The sequence below is a fragment of the Paenibacillus sp. RC67 genome (assembly GCF_030020805.1).
Classification (GTDB): domain Bacteria; phylum Bacillota; class Bacilli; order Paenibacillales; family NBRC-103111; genus Paenibacillus_S.
The window spans coordinates 30,524-52,215 of sequence record NZ_CP125098.1; the positions used below are offsets into that span (position 1 = coordinate 30,524).

General features: G+C 47.1%; 24 protein-coding genes. All 24 read left to right on the forward strand.

All coding sequences use genetic code 11. The features are described from left to right. Nucleotides 1-116 precede the first annotated feature (116 nt). The 24 genes from trpB (at nucleotide 117) to QMA13_RS00290 (ending at nucleotide 21,641) form a co-directional block, all read left to right on the forward strand. Entirely contained in the window at nucleotides 117-1,280 is a 1,164-nt protein-coding gene (gene trpB / locus QMA13_RS00175; protein WP_282938743.1) for a tryptophan synthase subunit beta, read from the forward strand. Between the two features lie 319 nt (nucleotides 1,281-1,599). Beyond that, on the forward strand, nucleotides 1,600-2,229 hold the full coding sequence (upp, locus tag QMA13_RS00180; protein ID WP_282938744.1) for a uracil phosphoribosyltransferase: 630 nt from the start codon (nucleotides 1,600-1,602) through the stop codon (nucleotides 2,227-2,229). A gap of 48 nt (nucleotides 2,230-2,277) precedes the next feature. Continuing rightward, nucleotides 2,278-3,420, forward strand: coding sequence for a non-hydrolyzing UDP-N-acetylglucosamine 2-epimerase (gene wecB, locus QMA13_RS00185; protein ID WP_282938745.1), 1,143 nt, complete (start codon nucleotides 2,278-2,280; stop codon nucleotides 3,418-3,420). Nucleotides 3,421-3,594: 174 nt separating this feature from the next. Then, entirely contained in the window at nucleotides 3,595-3,816 is a 222-nt protein-coding gene (locus QMA13_RS00190) for an AtpZ/AtpI family protein (RefSeq protein ID WP_282938747.1), read from the forward strand. Then, on the forward strand, nucleotides 3,816-4,211 hold the full coding sequence (locus QMA13_RS00195) for an ATP synthase subunit I (RefSeq protein ID WP_282938749.1): 396 nt from the start codon (nucleotides 3,816-3,818) through the stop codon (nucleotides 4,209-4,211). Before QMA13_RS00190 ends, QMA13_RS00195 begins: the two co-directional genes overlap by 1 nt. A gap of 33 nt (nucleotides 4,212-4,244) precedes the next feature. Then, nucleotides 4,245-4,946 (forward strand): F0F1 ATP synthase subunit A, encoded by a 702-nt coding sequence (gene atpB / locus QMA13_RS00200; RefSeq protein WP_282943183.1) that lies wholly within the window; start codon nucleotides 4,245-4,247, stop codon nucleotides 4,944-4,946. A 76-nt stretch (nucleotides 4,947-5,022) separates the two neighbouring features. Then, the gene (gene atpE, locus QMA13_RS00205; RefSeq protein WP_028550954.1) at nucleotides 5,023-5,247 is read left to right on the forward strand and encodes a F0F1 ATP synthase subunit C; all 225 of its coding nucleotides are present in this window, start codon (nucleotides 5,023-5,025) and stop codon (nucleotides 5,245-5,247) included. A 77-nt stretch (nucleotides 5,248-5,324) separates the two neighbouring features. Next, on the forward strand, nucleotides 5,325-5,810 hold the full coding sequence (atpF, locus tag QMA13_RS00210; RefSeq protein WP_282938752.1) for a F0F1 ATP synthase subunit B: 486 nt from the start codon (nucleotides 5,325-5,327) through the stop codon (nucleotides 5,808-5,810). Beyond that, nucleotides 5,807-6,340, forward strand: a complete 534-nt coding sequence (locus QMA13_RS00215; protein WP_282938753.1) for a F0F1 ATP synthase subunit delta — start codon at nucleotides 5,807-5,809, stop codon at nucleotides 6,338-6,340. The genes atpF and QMA13_RS00215 overlap by 4 nt, the downstream gene beginning before the upstream one ends. A 33-nt stretch (nucleotides 6,341-6,373) precedes the next feature. Then, nucleotides 6,374-7,888 carry a F0F1 ATP synthase subunit alpha gene (gene atpA, locus QMA13_RS00220; protein ID WP_282938754.1) on the forward strand — a complete coding sequence of 505 codons (1,515 nt, stop codon included), beginning with the start codon at nucleotides 6,374-6,376 and terminating at the stop codon, nucleotides 7,886-7,888. Between the two features lie 122 nt (nucleotides 7,889-8,010). Next, nucleotides 8,011-8,871, forward strand: a complete 861-nt coding sequence (atpG, locus tag QMA13_RS00225; RefSeq protein WP_028550958.1) for an ATP synthase F1 subunit gamma — start codon at nucleotides 8,011-8,013, stop codon at nucleotides 8,869-8,871. 123 nt (nucleotides 8,872-8,994) lie between these two features. Continuing rightward, the gene (gene atpD, locus QMA13_RS00230; protein WP_282938756.1) at nucleotides 8,995-10,401 is read left to right on the forward strand and encodes a F0F1 ATP synthase subunit beta; all 1,407 of its coding nucleotides are present in this window, start codon (nucleotides 8,995-8,997) and stop codon (nucleotides 10,399-10,401) included. A 143-nt stretch (nucleotides 10,402-10,544) separates the two neighbouring features. Continuing rightward, nucleotides 10,545-10,943 (forward strand): F0F1 ATP synthase subunit epsilon, encoded by a 399-nt coding sequence (locus QMA13_RS00235; RefSeq protein ID WP_282938757.1) that lies wholly within the window; start codon nucleotides 10,545-10,547, stop codon nucleotides 10,941-10,943. A gap of 379 nt (nucleotides 10,944-11,322) precedes the next feature. After that, entirely contained in the window at nucleotides 11,323-11,688 is a 366-nt protein-coding gene (locus QMA13_RS00240) for an NADH-quinone oxidoreductase subunit A (protein ID WP_028550961.1), read from the forward strand. Further along, a complete protein-coding gene (locus QMA13_RS00245) occupies nucleotides 11,673-12,191 on the forward strand; it encodes a NuoB/complex I 20 kDa subunit family protein (RefSeq protein WP_028550962.1) in 519 nt (172 codons plus the stop codon). Before QMA13_RS00240 ends, QMA13_RS00245 begins: the two co-directional genes overlap by 16 nt. Next, on the forward strand, nucleotides 12,188-13,108 hold the full coding sequence (locus QMA13_RS00250; protein WP_282938760.1) for an NADH-quinone oxidoreductase subunit C: 921 nt from the start codon (nucleotides 12,188-12,190) through the stop codon (nucleotides 13,106-13,108). Before QMA13_RS00245 ends, QMA13_RS00250 begins: the two co-directional genes overlap by 4 nt. Nucleotides 13,109-13,114: 6 nt before the next feature. Further along, nucleotides 13,115-14,215 (forward strand): NADH-quinone oxidoreductase subunit D, encoded by a 1,101-nt coding sequence (locus QMA13_RS00255; RefSeq protein WP_282938761.1) that lies wholly within the window; start codon nucleotides 13,115-13,117, stop codon nucleotides 14,213-14,215. Next, the gene (gene nuoH, locus QMA13_RS00260) at nucleotides 14,215-15,219 is read left to right on the forward strand and encodes an NADH-quinone oxidoreductase subunit NuoH (protein ID WP_282938762.1); all 1,005 of its coding nucleotides are present in this window, start codon (nucleotides 14,215-14,217) and stop codon (nucleotides 15,217-15,219) included. The genes QMA13_RS00255 and nuoH overlap by 1 nt, the downstream gene beginning before the upstream one ends. A 50-nt stretch (nucleotides 15,220-15,269) precedes the next feature. Beyond that, nucleotides 15,270-15,713: an NADH-quinone oxidoreductase subunit NuoI gene (gene nuoI / locus QMA13_RS00265; RefSeq protein WP_028550966.1), complete on the forward strand. Its 444-nt coding sequence runs from the start codon at nucleotides 15,270-15,272 to the stop codon at nucleotides 15,711-15,713. 1 nt (nucleotide 15,714) lies between these two features. Beyond that, nucleotides 15,715-16,239: an NADH-quinone oxidoreductase subunit J gene (locus QMA13_RS00270; RefSeq protein ID WP_282938763.1), complete on the forward strand. Its 525-nt coding sequence runs from the start codon at nucleotides 15,715-15,717 to the stop codon at nucleotides 16,237-16,239. 3 nt (nucleotides 16,240-16,242) lie between these two features. Further along, entirely contained in the window at nucleotides 16,243-16,554 is a 312-nt protein-coding gene (gene nuoK, locus QMA13_RS00275) for an NADH-quinone oxidoreductase subunit NuoK (RefSeq protein ID WP_282938764.1), read from the forward strand. A 75-nt stretch (nucleotides 16,555-16,629) separates the two neighbouring features. Then, the gene (nuoL, locus tag QMA13_RS00280; protein WP_282938765.1) at nucleotides 16,630-18,513 is read left to right on the forward strand and encodes an NADH-quinone oxidoreductase subunit L; all 1,884 of its coding nucleotides are present in this window, start codon (nucleotides 16,630-16,632) and stop codon (nucleotides 18,511-18,513) included. After that, nucleotides 18,503-20,122, forward strand: coding sequence for a complex I subunit 4 family protein (locus QMA13_RS00285; RefSeq protein ID WP_282938766.1), 1,620 nt, complete (start codon nucleotides 18,503-18,505; stop codon nucleotides 20,120-20,122). Before nuoL ends, QMA13_RS00285 begins: the two co-directional genes overlap by 11 nt. 4 nt (nucleotides 20,123-20,126) lie before the next feature. Further along, on the forward strand, nucleotides 20,127-21,641 hold the full coding sequence (locus QMA13_RS00290) for an NADH-quinone oxidoreductase subunit N (protein ID WP_282938767.1): 1,515 nt from the start codon (nucleotides 20,127-20,129) through the stop codon (nucleotides 21,639-21,641). Nucleotides 21,642-21,692: the final 51 nt, after the last annotated feature.

The window sequence follows — 21,692 nt, forward strand, 5'->3', positions numbered from 1 at the left end:
CCTCCTAAGGGCAGGTCAGCATATAAAATAAAATAACAGGCGGACTACTTGTATAATCTAGGGGGTTTAGTACAATTAATACAGTGCTTTTCGAATAATGGAGGAGGATTATATTTATGAGTGCGGAACAAACTGCAGGTTACTTTGGTTCATTCGGGGGCAGCTTTATTCCTCCGGAGCTTCAGGAAGTTATGGATTACTTGGCACAGCAGTTCGAGACCTATAAGAATGACCCTGAGTTCGTAGAAGAGTTTCAATATTACTTGAAAGAGTATGTAGGGCGTGAGAATCCACTCACCTACGCCAAGCATTTAACAGATAAGCTGGATGGCGCAAAAATTTATTTGAAGCGTGAGGATCTCAATCATACCGGGTCTCATAAAATTAATAACGTCCTTGGTCAAATTTTACTGGCTAAACGAATGGGCGCTAAGCGCATTATCGCTGAAACTGGAGCTGGACAGCACGGGGTAGCTACGGCAACAGTATGCGCCATGTTTGATATGGACTGCACCATTTATATGGGGGCAGAGGATACGCGCCGTCAGGCTTTGAATGTATTCCGTATGGAGCTGCTAGGCGCCAAAGTGGTGCCGGTAGAAAAAGGCCAAGGAAGATTGAAGGATGCGGTTGATGAAGCATTGGGGGATCTGGTGCAAAACTACCGCAACACCTTCTATTTGCTCGGTTCAGCTGTTGGGCCGCATCCGTTCCCGACTATGGTTAAACACTTCCAATCCATTATTAGCGAGGAATCCAAGCGTCAAATACTGGAGAAAGAAGGACGTCTGCCGACAGCTGTACTGGCTTGTACCGGAGGTGGAAGTAACGCTATTGGTTCGTTCGCTCATTATCTCGATGAACCATCGGTTCGATTGATCGGTGTTGAGCCGGACCAGGCCCCAACCCTTACCGAGGGGGTTCCAAGCGTAATACACGGCTTTAAATGCCTGGTATTGCTGGATGAAAACGGTGAGCCTCGCAAGACGTATTCCATCGCAGCAGGTCTTGACTACCCGGGTATCGGACCGGAGCACAGCTTTTTAAAAGAAAGCGGACGCGCGGAATACTATACTGTGACTAACGAGGAAGTACTTGATGCGTTCCAAGTGCTGTCCAAAACCGAGGGCATTATTCCGGCACTCGAAAGCGCACATGCCGTTGCCTATGCTCTGAAGCTGGCTCCAACACTGTCTAAGGACGACATCTTGATCGTCAATCTGTCAGGACGTGGCGACAAAGATGTGGAACAGGTGTTCCATATGCTGCAGAATAAATAAGTTCGACATGAAGAGCTCTTTTCCGCTAGATGATGAAGCTGAATTCATCCTGCAGAAAGGAGCTCTTTCTGTCGTTTAGACCCTATCTTTTTACCACATAGGAAAGTTTAAGTTTAAGTTCACTATAGCATTGTCGTAGTGAAGGGCTTTCCTATTGGCTATAAAAAATTCCGCTAAATGCGGTCGTACTTCTACAAAAGGGCGTCGATAACGTTTTTCTCATGGCGTAAGGGGTTAGAAACGAAATTGTCAATCTTGTTAGGATAACGTTCAGCAATTGTGGTATAATAGACAAGATTTGGCGTAAAGGGGACATAGTATGGGAAAAGTATTTGTGTGCGATCATCCGTTGATACAGCACAAGCTCACTTACATAAGAGACAAGGCGACAACTACGAAAGATTTTCGAGAGCTTGTCGATGAGGTGGCCACGCTGATGGCTTACGAGATTACAAGGGACATTCCTTTGCAAAAGGTAGAGGTGCAGACACCTGTAGCTACCGCCGAATGCCGTGTTATATCCGGCCGGATGCTTGGATTGATCCCCATTTTGCGTGCCGGTCTAGGCATGGTAGATGGAATTTTGAAGCTTGTTCCTGCAGCCAAGGTCGGCCATATTGGGCTGTACCGCGACCCGCAAACGCTTGAGCCGGTAGAATACTACGCCAAACTGCCTACCGATGTACAGGAGCGGGAGCTGATCGTTATTGATCCGATGCTTGCAACTGGAGGCTCGGCTAATGCTGCCATTACTGCATTGAAGAATAGAAACTGTTCGCAAATCAAGCTGATGTGTCTGATTGCTGCGCCTGAAGGTGTACAAGCCGTACAACAAGCGCATCCGGATGTCGATATTTATGTGGCCGCCATTGACGATTATTTAGATGATCACGGTTATATTATCCCGGGTCTTGGCGATGCAGGGGACCGTTTATTCGGAACGAAATAAGGCAATACGAGTACTAAGGATTAACGGCATAGTGGAGGGAGAACGAACATGAGCAAAATTAAAGTAATTACGATTTTCGGTACAAGGCCGGAAGCCATTAAGATGGCACCGCTCGTGTTAGAGCTTCAGAAGTATCCGGAGCAAATCGAATCGTTGGTTTGCGTGACCGCACAGCATCGTCAGATGCTCGATCAAGTGCTGGATACGTTCAAAATTAAGCCGAACTATGATCTGGATGTTATGAAGGAGCGTCAAACGCTCAATGAAGTTACTATCCGCGTGCTTCAGGGATTGGACCCCGTTTTCCGCGAGGAGAAGCCGGATTTGGTTCTCGTTCACGGAGATACATTAACCACCTTCCTGGCAAGCTATGCCGCTTTCATGCAGCAGGTAAAAGTAGGGCACGTGGAAGCGGGATTGCGGACATGGAACAAGATGTCCCCGTATCCGGAAGAGATGAACCGCCAATTAACAGGCGTGCTGTCAGACCTTCACTTTGCTCCTACGGATTTGTCGGCTAGTAATCTTCGCAAGGAGAATAAGTCCGAAGAATCCATCTTTGTTACGGGCAATACGGTAACAGATGTGTTCCAATACACGGTTCAGAAAGATTTCACTCATCCTGTGCTTGAATGGGCGGAAGGCAAGCGTCTGATCCTGATGACGGCACATCGACGTGAAGCTCAAGGAGAACCGCATCGTCAAATCTTCCGTGCCGTTCGACGCATTGCCGACGAATTCGAGGATATTGCGATTGTATATCCAGTGCATCTAAGCCCTGCGGTGAAGGAACCTGCTTATGAAATGCTGGGTGGACATCCGCGAATCAAATTGATTGAACCGCTGGATGTGTTCGAATTCCATAACATTTATCCGCATGCGCACATGATTTTGACTGACTCTGGCGGTCTTCAGGAAGAAGCGCCATCGTTCGGGGTACCTGTTCTTGTTCTTCGTGAAACGACTGAACGACCTGAAGGGATCGATGCAGGGACATTGGAACTGGTTGGAACGAACGAAGAGAAGGTGTATGAACGGGCCAAAGCGCTGCTGACCGATGCCGATTTATACCAAAAAATGAGTCAAGCGGCCAACCCTTACGGGGACGGAAAAGCGTCGGAACGTATCGTTCAAGCCATCCTTTACCATTTCGGACAAGCCTCTGCAAGACCTGAAATGTTCCAACCGTGACAATCTCATGACAAACGTTACAGCGTACAGTTGCACTGTTTGGTTTGGAAGTGAAAAAAACCTTGCTGCGACTGGGTTTGTGTGATTTCGATCACTGTTTGTTAACAAAGATCGGTAATTGACAAACCTCGCATCGCTTCGTTACAATAAGTGAGGATTCTCAGGAGGGTGCTTATGAAACAGCCAAACCGCAACGATAATCCGTGGCGAGCCGCTGCATTGACGAGCGCCATTGGAATCGATCTAGTTGTATGCTTAATGGCCGGCTATTGGTTCGGTGATTGGTTAAGTCATACGTTAGGCGGGCAATTATGGCTGCTAGGAGGCTTTTTGCTGGGGCTTGTGTCTGCAATTATGAGCATTTACTTTATGATCAAGCAGTACGGAGGGCTATAATGGATGATTTCTCGGCCCATCTGAAAACGGTTCAAAACGTGTTTCTTTTCTTTCTTTCCTTTTGTTTGGTCGTTTGGGCGATTTTCGTCGAATTCCGGCCGTATTCGGCAGGATTGATGCTAGGCTCTATCGCCAGCATGATCAACGCTAGGTATCTTGCCTGGAAAATCCGCAAGCTATCCGAGAAAGTGATCGAAGCTCCACCTGAGCAAAAAGTACCTAACAAAGCTAACATAGGATTTCTGACAAGAGCGGCTATTGCCGGTTTGGCGGGGCTTATAGCTATTCGCTTTCCAGAGCATGTCGCAATACTTACAACCATTGTCGGATACTTTTTCGCTCAATTGGCAACACTCGTATTGGGTATTCTTTCTATTAAAAGATCCAAGAAGTAAATCCATTCGTGGAAAGGGGTGAAAATGGAAAACATGGAACATCACGTGCCAGGTATAGAACTGTTTGGTCTTCACTTCGATTTATCAGCGCTTCTTATGATCGTAGTGACTAGTATTATCGTATTAATTCTCGCCATTTCTGGCGCTAGCAAAGGATCCGTTACGAATCCTTCAAAAATTCAGAACTTTATGGAATGGGTCGTAGAGTTTGTGGAAGGCATTATCGGCAGCACCATCGGAACGAAGCACGGTAAACCGTTTATTGCACTTGGTTTAACGCTCATCATGTATATTTTTGTAGGTAACATGCTGGGACTTCCGTTCTCGATCGTTACAGAGGATCACGTCTCCTGGTGGAAATCACCAACGGCGGATATTGCAGTAACGGCTGCATTGACAGTCATTGTCATCGTACTTAGCCACTACTTAGGTATTACTCGTAATACCAAACATTATTTTGCGCATTACTTTGAGTACAAAGGCGCTATGCTTCCACTGCATTTGATTGAAGTGGTATCTAAGCCGCTGACACTCGCTTTCCGTCTCTACGGTAATATTTATGCGGGTGAAATAATGATTTCTGTCATCTTGGGGGCAGGCTGGTTTGGTATTGCGCCTCTATTTGTTTGGCAGGGCTTCAGTGTGTTCGTAGGTGCGATTCAAGCTTTCGTATTTACAATGCTGACGATGGTTTACATTTCGCAAACTTTGGTCCACGAAGAAGAGGGCCACTAAGAGCAAGACTCACCTCGGGATATATACTCGAGTCATTTTATAAAAAAACTTTTCAATCTAAGGGAGGATTTTCTCAATGGGAGCTTTAGCATTAGTAGCAGCAGCAATCGTATTTGGTTTGGGAGCACTTGGTGCAGGTATTGGTAACGGTTTGATCGTAGGTCGCGCTTTGGAAGGTATTTCTCGTCAACCTGAGCTTCGCGGTACTCTTCAAACAACAATGTTTATCGGTGTAGGTCTAGTAGAAGCAATGCCAGTCGTAGCTTTGGTTCTTGCGTTCATCTTGATGGGCCAAGCTTAAGAAACCGTTTGGCGGGGATGGCGACATAGCCTCCACGCCTTCGTTTTGCCCACGTTATCAGAAGGGAGTGACGTTACTTGCATATCGAATGGACCACGTTTTTTATTCAAATCGTAGCCTTCTTGATTTTGTACCTCCTGCTGCAAAAATTTGCGTTCGGCCCTTTATTCGGCATGATGGAAAAACGCAGACAGCTCGTGAAGGATCAAATTCAAACGGCTGAAAATAGTCGCAAGCAAGCTGAGCAATTGTTAGAGGAGCAAAAACAAGCCCTTCAACAAACTCGTAAAGAAGCACATGATATTATTGAGCAAGCTAAACAAACGAGTTCCAAACAAGCGGATGAGATTGTTATTGCAGCACGTGCAGAAGCAGATCGTCTGAAAGACGAAGCGCTTAAAGATATCGAGAACGAGAAGAACAAAGCGGTTGCAGCTCTGCGCAGCCAAGTGAGCGCGATGTCCGTTTTGATCGCCTCCAAAATTATCGAGAAACAAATCGACGAGAAATCTCAGAGCGAATTGGTTGAGACTTACCTCAAAGAGGTAGGAGGCAACGTATGAGTGACATCGTTGTAGCGAAGCGATATGCCAAAGCTCTATTCGAAGTAGCTAAGGAGAAAGGCATTATCTCCGGAGTGGAAGAAGAGCTGAAATCTGTAGTCGATGCGATTAGGGACAATGCGGATCTGCAGAAGTTCCTAGGCCATCCGAATATCGGGGCTTCCGTCAAAAAGGACCTGCTGAAGCAGATTTTTGAAGGCAATGTTTCCGAACCGGTGTGGAATACGCTGCAGATTTTGATCGATAAGGGTAGAGAGGGCACTTTAGCCCAGTTGGTTTCCGACTATGTGAAAATTGCGAATGAAGCTTTGGGTCAGGCTAATGCTACGGTTTATGCACCGTTTGCTATTTCTGAAGCTCAACAGGCTGAAATTGCAGCACAATTCGGCAAGCTTACGAATAAAACCATCCGTGTGCAAACCGTTGTTGAGCCTAAGTTGCTTGGCGGTATTCAAGTGCGGATCGGCGACCGTTTATATGATGGAAGCTTGTCGGGACGTCTGAATCGTCTTGCAAGTTCGTTAAAATAAGCACAAGCACTGTAAGAATAGGGGTGAAGTTCGTTGAGTATCAAACCTGAAGAAATCAGCACATTGATTAAACAACAGATTGAAAACTATAAATCCGATATGCAAGTGGTTGACGTAGGTACAGTTATTCAGGTTGGTGACGGTATCGCTCGTGCTCACGGCTTGGAAAGCGCTATGGCGGGTGAGTTGCTTGAGTTTCCTAATGGGGTTTTGGGTTATGTATTTAACCTTGAGGAAAGCAACGTTGGTATCGTTATTTTGGGACCTTACAAGGACATTCGTGAAGGTGACCAAGTTAAACGTACAGGCCGTATCATGGAGGTTCCTGTAGGCGATGAGCTAATTGGTCGTGTAGTTAATCCATTGGGTCAACCAGTGGACGGCAAAGGTCCAATTAACACAGCTACTTTCCGTCCTATTGAGTCCCCTGCACCAGGTGTAATGGCCCGTAAATCGGTACATGAGCCTATGCAAACGGGTATCAAAGCAATCGACGCAATGATTCCTATCGGTCGTGGTCAACGTGAGTTGATCATCGGTGACCGTCAAACGGGTAAAACCGCGATCGCGATGGACACCATCATCAACCAAAAAGGTAACAATGTAAAATGTATTTACGTTGCTATCGGTCAAAAACAATCCACCGTTGTTAACGTAGTTGAAACGCTGCGTAAAGCCGGCGCTATGGATTACACCATTGTTGTAACAGCAAGTGCTTCCGAGCCTGCTCCTTTGCTATGGCTTGCACCGTTTGCGGGTTGCGCAATGGGTGAGTACTTCATGTACAAAGGTGAGCACGTGCTTATCGTATATGATGACTTGACTAAGCAAGCAGCAGCATACCGTGAGTTGTCCTTGCTGCTTCGCCGTCCACCGGGTCGGGAAGCTTATCCGGGTGACGTTTTCTACTTGCACTCCCGTTTGCTAGAGCGTGCAGCTAAGCTTAGCGATGCATTGGGTGGAGGTTCTCTTACTGCCCTTCCGTTTATCGAGACTCAAGCGGGTGACGTATCCGCCTACATCCCGACGAACGTTATCTCTATCACAGACGGACAGATTTTCCTTGAGTCCGACCTGTTCTACTCCGGTCAACGTCCAGCGGTTAACGTTGGTATCTCCGTATCCCGGGTAGGTAGCTCCGCACAAATTAAAGCGATGAAAAAGGTTGCTGGTACGTTGAAAACGGACCTTGCCCAATACCGCGAATTGGCTGCTTTCGCAGCGTTTGGTTCCGATTTGGATAAAGCGACTCAAACTCGTTTGAACCGTGGTCTGCGTACATTGGAAATCTTGAAACAAGGCGTTCACCAGCCGTTGCCGGTTGAGAAGCAAGTTGCTTCCATCTACACGGTTGTAAGAGGACATCTTGACGAGCTTCCAGTACAGGATGTAAGCCGCTTTGAAGCTGAATTCCTGGCATACCTGGATTCCAACCGTCCTGAAATTTTGCAAAGCATCCGCGATACAAAGGATTTGACTGCGGACAATGAGAACGCATTGAAAGATGCAATCCAACAGTTTACAAAAGGATTTGCAACTTCCGTATAATATACGAACGGTCTGAGCTTCTCGTCTGAGAAGCTCGGTGTTCCATTTTAAGTCTTTTAACAGGCTTTTCGAGTGAAGGCTTTTCCGTAAGAAGAGAAGCTTCGAGAGAGAGGTGAGCAGGCATGGCAAAAGGAATGCGCGAAATTAAGCGCCAGATCAAGTCCAAACAAAACACGAAGCAAATCACGAAAGCGATGGAGATGGTAGCTGCCTCGAAGCTGAGAAGAGCGCAAGAGGCTGCTGAAGCTGCACGTCCTTACGCTGACAAGCTGAAAGAAGTGGTTGGCAGTATTGCAGCAGGCACCAAGGGTGTAAAACATCCGATGCTGCAAAATCGCGAAGTGAAGAAGACGGGCTATCTCGTTGTCACTTCAGATCGCGGTCTGGCGGGTGGTTACAATGCGAACGTGCTGCGTAGAGTTATGACCGAAATCCAGGAAAGACATAAGTCTCCAAATGAATATTCGATTTTCGTAATCGGACGTAAAGGTAGAGATTTCTTCAGCAAACGCAATATGCCGATTGTTGAAGAGGTGGTTGGACTATCCGACTCACCAACTTTCGGGGACATTAAGTCAGTAGCAGCTGCTGCTGTGAAAAACTTTGAGAACGGATCATACGACCAGCTGTTCTTGGTGTATAACAGGTTTGTCAATGCAATCTCCCAAATTCCAACGGTAAAACAGCTTTTGCCGATGGAAGATATGAGCGGAACGGTAGTAGCTAACTACGAATACGAGCCATCTCCGGAAGGTGTATTGGAAGTGTTGCTGCCTAAATATGCGGAGACATTGATTTATAGTGCCGTATTGGACGGTAAAGCGAGCGAATTCGGCGCGAGAATGACAGCTATGAACAGTGCAACGAAAAATGCGACGAAGATGATCAATACGTTGACACTTTCTTACAACCGTGCACGTCAAGCTGCCATCACTCAGGAAATTTCTGAGATCGTAGCCGGTGCAAGTGCCGCACAAGGATAAAACCGATCGGCTTGAAAGTTAAGTCTAGGATTCATGCATATAACAAGCCTTGCTTTTAGCATGGCTAAAGTGAACGCTATGAAGCGGCTTTGTCCAAGGATGAAGCTTTTAGGAGGGAAAACAGTGAGCAAAGGGCGCGTTGTGAACATTACGGGGCCGGTTGTCGACATCGAGTTTGACCGTGGACACCTCCCTGAGATCTTAAATGCGATCAAAATTGAGAAAAAAGCAGAAAATGCAGGCGAGCAAGATATTAAATTAACGGTTGAAGCTGCTGTTCATTTGGGCGACAATTTGGTTCGCTGCGTTGCGATGTCTTCCACTGACGGTTTGGTTCGTGGTATGGAAGCTGTCGATACAGGCGCAGCTATTAGCGTTCCTGTAGGCGCAGCAACATTGGGCCGTGTATTTAACGTATTGGGAGATCCTATCGACGGTGTTGATGAAGTCGACCGTTCCGTAACTAACCCAATCCACAGAAGTGCTCCTTCGTTTGACGACTTGTCGACGCAAGTAGAAATTCTGGAAACAGGGATTAAAGTTATCGACTTGATTGCTCCATACGTTAAAGGTGGTAAAATCGGTCTGTTCGGTGGTGCCGGTGTAGGTAAAACCGTTACATTGCAAGAATTGATTCACAATATCGCATCCGAGCTGGGCGGTATCTCCGTATTCGCCGGCGTAGGTGAGAGAACACGTGAAGGTAATGACTTGTACCACGAGATGAAAGAATCCGGCGTTATTGACAAAACCGCGATGGTTTTCGGTCAAATGAACGAACCACCGGGCGCACGTCTTCGTGTAGCTTTGACTGGCTTGACTATGGCTGAATATTTCCGTGACGTAGAAGGCCGTGACGTTCTTCTGCTGATCGACAACATTTTCCGTTTTACGCAAGCAGGTTCCGAGGTATCCGCCCTTCTTGGACGTATGCCATCTGCGGTAGGTTACCAACCTACATTGGCTACAGAAATGGGTCAATTGCAAGAGCGTATCACATCCACCAAAAAAGGTTCCGTTACTTCGATCCAAGCGATCTACGTTCCTGCGGATGACTATACGGATCCGGCTCCAGCTACAGCATTTGCTCACTTGGATGCTACAACAAACTTGGAGCGTAACATTGCAGCAATGGGTATCTTCCCTGCGGTTGACCCATTAGCATCCTCTTCCCGTATTCTGACTCCAGAAATTCTTGGTGAAGAGCACTATAATGTAGCTCAAGGCGTTAAGAAAATCTTGCAACGTTATAAAGAGTTGCTTGATATTATCGCGATCCTCGGTATGGACGAGTTGTCTGACGAGGATAAACTGGTCGTAAAACGTGCAAGACGTATCCAATTGTTCTTGTCCCAGCCGCTTCACGTGGCCGAGGCGTTCAATGGTATCCCAGGTCTGTATGTACCGGTTAAAGAAACAGTTCGCAGCTTTAGAGAAATTCTGGATGGCAAGCACGACGATCTTCCAGAACCGGCGTTCCATAACGTTGGTACTATCGAAGAGGCTATCGAAAAAGCTAAAACTTTGTAATCTAACATGTATCGCTGGGCATTCTTAACGGTTTGTCCAGCGAGATATAGAACAGGCACGCGGCAAAAGCGAACTTTTGAAATGAAAGCTCGTTGTATGCTTACGAAGTGGTTTGCTTAAGCAAACTCTTAGGAGGAATCCAAGTGAGTACTTTCCTACTGGAAATTGTAACTCCTGAACGTAAAGTGTTCGCTGAGGAAGCAAACATGATTATCGTGAAGGGCGTAGCTGGGGAGCTTGGTATTCTGCCAAATCACATTCCTTTGGTTACTCCATTGAAAGTGGCGCCAGTTACCGTGAAGCAGAACGGCAAGCAATTGTATATTGCGGTAAACGGCGGCTTTATGGAAGTCCGCAAGGATAAAGTGGTTATTCTGGCGGAAAGCGCTGAGCTGCCGGAACAAATCGATCTTGATCGTGCTCAAGCTGCTAAAGAACGTGCAGAGAAGCGTTTAGCGTCCAAGGACAATTATGACTTCAAACGCGCAGAAGTAGCTTTGCAAAAAGCATTGAATCGGATTGAAGTTTATGGTAGAAAATAATAAGTTGAATTGATAAGGCGAGGGAACTTAGTTTCTCTCGCTTTTTTTACTATTATAGAATTTATAAGTTTCGGGGCTCCCCGCAAAGTACCTGAATCAGCTTCAAAGCCAAGGCTTCACTTTGTGGGGTTATTTCATATAAGGAAATTCAGGAAATATTAGACACCCCAACAGGCATTTGTTATAATTATTTAGGCATAAATTAACAGTAGTGGTGCGCTCGATCAGATTGGCTTTTAGATAGCGGTCTAGGAAATTCATCTTGTTTACGCTTACATAGAAACAAGAAGAAATGACGATCCCATTCTACCAAATCTGTCCTGCACTACTTCTGTAGAACATACTTTCCAATACGTTAGTGGGAGGCGGATCGTTCACGATGTACATGAACAATTACGTGGTCGTTGCCATTTTTCTCATGCTTGGAGTGTTACTTCCAATTGTAGCGCTTACAGTGGGACGATTGCTTCGCCCAAACAAGCCAGTGGAGGAGAAGTATACCACTTATGAAAGCGGTAATGAGCCCGTAGGCGAGAGCCACGTGCGCTTCAACATCCGCTATTACTTGTTTGCATTGATGTTTGTTATTTTTGATGTAGAAACTGTGTTTTTGTACCCATGGGCCGTTGCATATAAGCAATTAGGCTTGTTTGCGCTTGTAGAGATGTGCATTTTTGTCGGGCTTCTCGTGGTAGGGTTAATCTACGCTTGGAAGAAGAAGGTGCTGCAATGGACTTCAATTTAGAGTCAATTTCCCCTGAAGAAAGACAAGAGCTTGAACGGAATGTGTTTATGACAACGTTAGAGCAAGTGAAAGCTTGGGCTCGAAGCAATTCCCTGTGGCCGCTAACCTTCGGTCTCGCTTGTTGCGCGATCGAAATGATGGGAACTGGCGCGTCACACTATGACCTAGACCGATTCGGGGTTATTTTCCGTACGTCACCAAGACAGTCTGATGTTATGATCGTTGCCGGTACGGTAACGAAGAAAATGGCTCCACTGCTGCGCCGTCTGTATGAGCAGATGCCAGAACCGAAATGGGTTATCGCTATGGGCTCCTGTGCAACGGCAGGCGGACCTTATGTGAAGTCCTACGCGGTCGTCAAAGGCGTCGATCAGGTAGTTCCTGTCGATGTTTACATTCCGGGCTGTCCTCCGAACCCTGCTGCTTTAATCTATGGCATCAATAAGCTGCAGGAGAAAATACGGTACGAAGCCAAAACCGGTAAGCAGGTGACCAATCGATGAGCGACGAGCAAAAGAAGGATGGCTTACAGCCTGATGAGGTTGTGAAATCATCCGATAATGCGGATGCATCGACGGTAGAGCCGCAACCTGGATCAGATAATAAAACAGCAGTAGAAGAAGTGAAATCAGCAGATACCGCTGCACCTCAAAAGGAAAGTGCAGTGAGCGAGCCAGTTTCCAGTAATAAAACGAACGAGAACAAGGCGGAACAGCCTAGCGAGGATACAGCAGCTCCGGTAAAGCCAGCGCGGCCTGAAAGAAGAGCAGCCGCTTCTGCGAGTGAACCTGCAGCGGAGGGTGCCGCGGCTGACAAAGCAGCACCCACGGACGAAGATAAGGAAGCTAAAGCAAAGGCTGCTGCAGAAGCAAGAGCAGCAAGGGCTAGCGCGCGTGCCAAGAAGCCTGAGAGTGAGGAAGAAGCTGCACCCAAGGTGCCTTCCCCGAATCAGCCTAGGCTTGACCTGTGGGTGAAGCTTCTCAAAGAGCAGCTGGGCGACGATTTCGTCGAAGAAGCTTTTATCAATGAGAGAGATGCTCACCTCCCGTATGTTGTGATTAAGAATGATAGATGGGCCGAAGCGGCTGAACAACTGAGGGATCACAGCGATTTTAAAATGAATTATTTGCGTAATGTCTCGGGTATTGATCAAGAGACGCATATGGAGGTTGCTTACCACATACTCTCTTTGGAGACCAAGCAGGAGATTTGCATCAAAATTAAGACGAACCGCGAAGCTCCATCGATCCCATCCGTTACGCCGGTTTGGCCAACTGCCAATTGGAACGAGCGGGAAATTTTCGACTTGTTAGGCATTGATTTTCCGGGACATCCGGACATGAGAAGAATCATGATGTCTGACGATTGGGTCGGCCATCCACTGCGCAAAGACTATGAACCGCTTGACCCGGAGGTGTAGAGTCTCTTGATTAGAACGGAAGAACTGTTGTTAAATGTAGGGCCTCAGCATCCGAGTACTCACGGAGTTTTTCGGATTGTGGTTAAGCTTGACGGAGAAATCATTACTCATGCCGACCCGGTTATGGGCTATTTACACAGAGGGACTGAGAAGCTTGCGGAAAACTTAACCTACACGCAAATTATCCCCTATACGGATCGTATGGACTATGTGTCGGCCATGACGAATAATTATGTTCTTGTACATGCCGTCGAAAAGCTGATGCAGCTGGAAATACCGGAACGCGCTGATTTTCTGCGGCTAATAGTGATGGAATTGCAACGGGTAGCGAGTCATCTGGTATGGTGGGGAACCTACTTATTGGATATCGGGGCGATGAGTCCCTTCTTGTATGCTTTCCGCGATCGGGAAATCATCATTAATTTATTTAATGAGCTGTGCGGAGCAAGGCTTACTTACAACTACATGCGGGTTGGCGGTGTGAAGTGGGACGCTCCGGAAGGTTGGATAGAGAAGGTTCGCCAGTTCATTCCCTATATGCGTGATAAGCTCGATGAATACACAAACTTGGTCAGCGGTAACGAAATCTTCTTGGCCCGGATAAAAGGGGTCGGTAAATACGATTCCGAAACTGCCATCGCTTATGGGCTAAGCGGAGCGAATTTGCGATGTACCGGCGTAAATTGGGATATCCGCAAGGATCAGCCTTACAGCTTGTATGATCGTTTTGAATTTGATGTTCCAGTAGGGCAAAGAGGAGATTGTTACGATCGATACTTAATCCGCTTTGAAGAGATAAGGCAGTCGTTACGCATTCTTGAACAAGCCGTGGAGCAATTCCCAGCGGAAGGCGAAATTATGGGCAAAGTGCCCCGTGTGCTTCGTGCACCTGAAGGGGAGGTCTATGCCCGAATTGAAGCGCCGCGAGGCGAGATCGGCTGTTATATCGTTTCCAAGGGCAAAGATAAGCCGTATCGTCTGAAGTTCCGCAGACCTTCCTTTGTGAACTTGCAGATTTTACCGAAGTTACTGGTCGGAGAAACCATGACGAATCTCATCACGATACTCGGAGGCATTGATATTGTCGTCGGGGAGGTGGACTGTTAATGGGAAGTTTGTTGCAAGAGCAGCTGAACTGGATGAATTTTGCGATCTTTTTCGCATGGGGCGTTTTATTACTGTTATTGGTCCTCGGGTTCGTAACCTATGCCATTTATTTTGAGCGTAAGGTTATCGGTTGGATGCAGCTTCGGATCGGGCCGAACCGGGTAGGCCCCCTGGGATTGCTGCAGAGTGTGGCAGACGTGTTCAAGCTGCTCATCAAGGAGGATACAATACCGCGTAAAGCTGAACGGGAGCTTTTTATTCTGGCTCCGATTATTACGTTTATCCCTGCGTTTGTCGTCATTGCTGTAATTCCCTATACAGACAAACTGATCAGCACGGATCTGAATGTAGGTTTGTTGTTCTACGTTGCCTTGTCAGGTATATCTACGATCGGAATCGTACTGGGAGGATGGGCTTCAAACAACAAGTACGCCCTTCTTGGCGGTATGCGTTCAGCTGCACAAATGATCAGTTATGAAATTCCACTCGTCATCTCCGTAATTGGAGTGATCATGACTACAGGCAGCTTGAACCTGAATACCATAGCGGAGCATCAGTCAGGTGGGTTCTGGCATTGGAACTTTCTCCCGCAAATCATAGGCTTTGTCGTGTTTGTGATTGCCGGAGTGTCCGAATTAAATCGTACACCATTTGACTTGCCGGAGGCGGAATCGGAGCTTGTTGCAGGTTATCATGTGGAATACAGTGGCTTTCGATTCGCGTTCTTCATGCTTGCGGAATACGTATATGTCTTTGCCATTGCAGGGTTGACGACAACCTTGTTTCTGGGAGGATGGCACGCTCCGTTTCCGTTCCTTGACTTTATTCCGGGCATCATCTGGTTCCTGCTGAAGTTTTCCTTCATCGTGTTCTTCCTGTTCTGGATCCGGGCCACGCTCCCTAGGATTCGTGTGGATCAACTGATGGGTCTTGGCTGGAAAGTATTGCTGCCGCTCGCTTTGATCAACATTTTTGTGACGGCCATCTATATGAGCATCTTCTGATGTCGGTTTACTTCAATAAATAAAAGATGCTTTGGAAAGGGTGAGAAATCATGAAAGGCATAGTCAAAGGTCTCGGTGTTACCCTCAAAAGCATGACCCAGAAAAAAGTGACCTACGCGTATCCGGATGTTCCTTTGGAAATGCCGGACCGTTTCAGAGGGATCCAGCATTTTGACCCTGATAAATGCATTGTCTGTAATATGTGTGCGCGGGTATGTCCGACAGAGTGCATCACATTAACGGGTAAGGCGAATCCAGATCCTGAGAAAAAGGGCAAGGTCATCGATACGTACGATATCAATTTTGAAATTTGCATATTGTGTGATTTGTGTACAGAGGTATGCCCGACGGAAGCTATCGTCATGACCAACAATTTTGAGCTTAGCACCTACAGCCGCGATGATTTGTTTAAAAACTTGCAGTGGTTAAATGAAAATAACGTGAATGTACGGAAGGAAAATAACTCGGCGCTTCCGAAAGGTGGGGCGAAGTAATATGTTCGGAAATATTGCGTCTTTTTTATCCAGCGGTGAGAACATTGCGTTTTTCGTATTCGCCTTAATGGCCATCGGTGGTGCGATCTTTATGATCAACTTCAATAAAGTGGTCCATATGGTGGTAGCTCTGGCACTGACCTTTATCAGCTTGGCAGGGCTTTACGTCGTGCTAGATGCGGAATTCGTTGCTTTTGTCCAAATCCTCATTTATGCCGGTGCGATCTCAATCCTCATGATTTTCGGGATTATGATGACAAAGCACCAAGGGGAAGAAGAGGAGCCGAAGCGGCCCGTTCACAATACGCTGTTGATTATCGGAGCCCTTGCTTTGTTCGGTGTCCTGTTCTATGCGATCCAAAATGTCACCCTTCCAGCAGGAGAGTTTAAAGCGGCGGAAGATAACACCTTGGAAATAGGCAAGTTGCTGTTCAATCAGCATGTTCTTCCTTTTGAGATTATGTCGGTTCTTTTGACCGTAGCGTTTATCGGAGCTATTGTAGTAGCGAAGAGAGAGGAGGACTAGACCATGGCAGGAATGGCCACCCCTTACTTAACTTTAGCAGCGATATTGTTCTGTATCGGCTTGTACGGCGCACTGTCCAAAAAGAATGCCATCATTGTGCTGCTGTCCATCGAGCTGATGCTGAATGCGGTAAATATCAATCTAGTCGCTTTCTCGAAGTTCGGTGTTCATCCGAGCCTGACGGGACAAATTTTTTCTTTGTTTAATATTACAGTAGCCGCAGCAGAAGCTGCGGTAGGCATAGCTATCCTAATAGCGCTGTACCGCAACAAAGGAACGACAGACGTCAACGAGATGGATTCGTTGAAACGATAGCTTGCAAGCATAAGCTTAGCAGCGCTTTCGAAGTAAGTTTGCGAATGCAAACTTGTAGGAGGAGGACATAAATTCATGATATCGGCCTACTCGCAGTATGCCTGGCTCATCCCGTTGTTCCCGCTGCTATCGTTCCTTATCTTAACGGCAGTAGGGCGTCCATTAAAGGACGCGGGCGCATATATCAGCATTGTTGCCGTCTTCGCCTCGTTTGTTGTTTCTCTGCTCATCTTCATTGAGCGGCTGAGCGGCCCAATCGAGGACTTTACATGGAACAAGCTGCAGTGGATCAAGTTCGGAACGTTTTCTTTGAATATGGGGTTTGAAGTTACGAATTTGAACGCATTGATGCTTGTGATCGTTACATTGGTCAGCTTACTGGTCAACCTGTATTCCAAAGGATATATGGAAGGCGACGAACGTATCAATGTATTTTACGCGTACATAGCGCTCTTTACTTTCTCCATGCTAGGCCTGGTTATTTCAGAGAATTTGCTGGAGCTTTATATTTTCTGGGAGCTCGTAGGCGTTTGTTCCTTCTTGCTGGTAGGATTCTGGTATTTCAAGCCGGAGGCGCGAGCCGCAGCTAAAAAGGCATTCATTGTCACCAGAATCGGTGATGTAGGTTTGTTGATTGCTATTCTGCTCTTGTTCTGGGCGATGCCAAATCATGCGCTTGATTTCACTTCGATTCATAACGCATTGACCAGTGGGAAAATATCCGACGGCATGGTGACTTTGATTGCGATCTTGATCTTCGTAGGCGCTATAGGTAAGTCAGGTCAGTTTCCACTTCATACATGGCTGCCTGACGCGATGGAAGGCCCGACGCCAATCAGTGCGCTTATCCATGCGGCTACGATGGTCGCAGCGGGCGTGTACTTGGTGGCACGTACGTTTGATATTTTTCATGCATCTCCTACCGCTCTAACGGTGGTGGCTTGTATCGGGGGATTTACAGCCATATTCGCGGCAACTATAGGTACGGCGCAAAACGATATCAAGCGGATTCTTGCTTACTCTACGGTAAGCCAGCTGGGGTACATGATGATGGCGCTCGGTATAGGGACCACGGTCGCTTATACGGCGGGTATTTTCCATTTATTTACCCACGCGTTCTTTAAAGCCTTGCTCTTCTTGGGTGCGGGCAGCGTCATTCATTCCGTACATACGCAAGATATCCATGAAATGGGCGGCTTAGGCTCTAAGATGAAGGTAACAGCATGGACGTTCGGTATTGGGGCGCTGGCCTTATCAGGGATTCCACCATTGTCCGGCTTCTGGTCCAAGGATGCCATACTGTCTGAGGCCTATACGCATAATCAACTGCTGTTCTGGGTGGGGCTGATTGCAGCATTTTTCACGGCGTTCTACATGTCGAGGCTATTCTTCCTGGTATTTATGGGCAAACCGCGACATCAGGAGCATGTACATGAATCTCCAATCACGATGACACTTCCTTTGGTTGTCTTGGCGGTTCTGGCTGTTGTTGCCGGGTTTGTATTTACGCCGTTTAGTCCTTGGCTGGGTACGTGGCTAACAGGTCATGCGGAAGAAGAGAGCGCCAATGCCGTGGTGATGATTCTTTCTACGCTAGTAGGACTGTTAGGTATTGGGCTGGGCTATCTTGTGTATCTGAAAAAGTCGATTCCAAGCGATGCCGTATCGAGCCGCGCTCCATGGCTGTACCGCTTGTTGAACCGCAAATATTATATCGATGAAATTTATGAAAATGGTATCGTGAGGCCACTCAAAGGATTCGGGCTTGTGCTTCATTTGTTCGATGAGTATGTGGTTGATGGTATTGTAAAACTAGTCAGCTACTCTGTCGTTGGCATTGGGCGGATCGGATCTCGTCTGCAGAATGGTCAAGTGCAAACCTACGGGCTGGCGACGCTGCTCGGGCTGCTCATTCTGATCCTTGCTATCGCAGGAAGGAGGTTCATCCATGTCGGATAATACGCATATTTTGTCTTTGATTGCCTTCTCTCCGCTGCTCGGCGTTCTTGTTCTGATGTTTATGCCCAAAAACCAAGGTCAGTGGATCAAGACAGTTGCCATTGTGACCACCTTGATACCGCTAGTATTATCCGCATGGCTCTATTCCGCCTTCAATCATCAGCTCGAAGGGATGCAGTTCAAGGAGGAGTTCGGGTGGATTCAAGTGCCTCTGAATCATGAAGCGCAAGGCTTGAATCAGATGACATCCTTTTTCTTTCAATTCAAGTACACTATGGCTGTCGATGGATTGTCGCTGCCACTGGTCTTCTTAACAGCTCTAATCGGGACTATGGCTGCCTTGGCCTCTGTCTATATCAAAAAAAGATGGAAATCGTATTTCATCTTCTACCTGCTGCTTGAGACCGGGATGTTCGGAGTATTTATGGCGCAGGACCTGTTCTTGTTCTTCGTATTCTTCGAGGTAACACTCATTCCGATGTTCTTCCTGATTGGGATTTGGGGCTACATGGAACGCGAAAGAGCAGCTAATAAATTCTTGATCTATAACGGACTTGGCTCTGCAATTATGCTTATTGCGTTCATCATTCTCGTTTGTACCGCTGGGTTCGGACAGGTGTCGAACGAAGCAGGCAATTCGATCTTTTTTAGCGGTGATATCAGCGTCATTACGAACCATCTGTTCAATGGCGAAGCTTCTTACGTCAATCAAAGCGATTATCCATTTTACTTGAGCGATACGATGAAGTGGGTCCTGTTCATCATGCTGGTGGTTGCTTTCGGTATCAAGCTGCCGATCTTCCCTTTCCATACATGGATGCTTAGGGTGCATACGGAAGCCCCTCCATCGATCGTTATGATTCACTCGGGGATCTTGCTGAAAATGGGGGCATACGGTTTAATTCGGTATGGCATCCTGCTTTTCCCGCAGCAAGCAACGCAGTGGGCAACTGTTCTTGCTATTCTGGGCGTTATCAATATTTTGTACGGTGCGATACTGGCTTTCGTACAGAAGGACTTCAAGCTGGTGCTGGCCTACTCCAGTATTAGTCATATGGGGATTGTACTGCTCGGGATCGCCGCCTTCAATACGATCGGAATGGAAGGGGCCATCTTCCAGCTGGTATCACACGGTCTGATCTCAGCACTTCTCTTCTTGATGGTTGGAGCCATCTACGAGAGAACCCAGACCACGATGCTCGATCAGCTTGGGGGGCTCGCCAAAAACGTGCCGTTCATCTCCGGCATTTTGCTGGTAGCGGGGATGGCATCACTTGGACTGCCTGGTTTATCCGGATTTATCAGCGAGTTCTTGGCATTCGCAGGATTGTTCCAGACAGCCAAGGTCATTACCGTGATAGGGACTATTGGGGTTATTCTTACCGCCGTCTATGTTTTGCGGGGGGTTCTCGCAATTACTTACGGACCACCTAGAGTGCAAGGGGACGGAATGCGTGACGCGCGCTTAATGGAAGCTATTCCTATGGTAGCGTTAGTTGCTTTCGTCGTCGTACTAGGGATTTATCCTGCGGTACTGAGCGGACCCTTGCATCAAACCGTCAGCAGCTTCGATCAATTCATTCAAACTGTAGTGAAGATAGGGGGTTAGACCGGTGGAACAACTACGTCTCCAATGGAGCGATCTCGGATATTTGGCACCGGAGCTGACTCTGGTTATTGCGGCAGTGGTGTTATCGCTGCTTGATCTTCTGATGCCGAAGCAAACGAATCGCACGGCCCTCGGTTGGCTATCGCTTGTAAGCATTATAATCTCGGGTCTTTTTGTAGTAAGCTATTTGAACCCGACAGAGCCAAAGCAGCTGCTGAACTATAGTTACCGTATTGACGACTTTGCCAATATTATCAAACTTATATTATTGACCGGCGCTGGTCTTGTTACCTTTATGAGTATCGGTTCTATCAAGGAAGAGGAAGTTCCGCACATCGGAGAGTATTATTATCTACTCCTCCCGGCAACCTTAGGCGGAATGATCATGGCATCATCGGGTGACCTGATCACGCTTTTCGTTGGTCTGGAGCTGCTCAGCATCACCTCTTACATTCTGGTAGCGATGCGTAAAAAAGACCTTCGTTCCAACGAGGCAGCCTTTAAGTATATTGTGCTCGGAGCGATCTCCTCGGCCATTATCTTGTACGGCATGTCGTTCCTCTATGGGATGTCAGGCTCAACGAGCATTCCAGAAATTAACGCAGCATTAGGGCAAAATGCGGAGTCGCTTCTACCGTTCCTATATGTATCGTTCTTCATGCTGCTGGCGGGCTTTGGTTTCAAAATCGCTGCAGCGCCGTTCCATATGTGGGCTCCGGATGTTTACCAGGGTGCTCAAACACCGATAACCGCCTTTCTGGCTGTGGTATCGAAAGCGGCTGCGTTTGCCATCTTGTTCCGTGTATTGTATGGGGTATACGCGATAGGCGGATTAATGGAACTGCCGTTCCATGGAGATGTACTTCTCTCCCTTATGGTGGTGGCGGCCGCGGCCATGATACTGGGGAATTTCACAGCACTGCGGCAAAATAATTTAAAACGTCTCTTGGCATATTCCGGTATAGCGAATTCAGGGTATTTGCTCATTCCGATAGCGACGCATTTTTCCATGATTCATTACTCCAATTTCTCGGAATTCGCTTTTTACTTGATCGCTTACTTGTTTATGAATATCGGTATATTCGCTGTATTGATGATTATCGAGCGTTCAACGGGCGATGAGACAATGAGCGGTCTGGCTGGATTGTACTATCGGGCTCCGGGTACGGCTGTGGCGACAGTATTGTTAGTTTTATCGCTTGCAGGCTTGCCATTATCCGGAGGATTTTTCGGGAAAGTGTTTATTATGATGGGAGCGATGCAAACACAGCACTATTGGCTTGCTGCGGTGATGATTATCACCAGTGTTGTATCCTTCTATTACTACTTCGGATTGATCCGTCAAATGTTCATGCGTACGGATTTTGAATCGCGCGAGGTTACGGTTCCACTACCTTTGGGCATTACCCTGTGGCTATGTGCAGGCGTAAGCTTGCTGTTGGGCATCGTACCACAGTGGGTGCTGGGCTGGATCGATCGGATATTCTCTCTGACCCAAGATTTGTTTTTCTTTAGTTAAGTCAATGTATATAAAAGCTCGGTTGACGCTGTATTCTTATGCGTCAGCTGG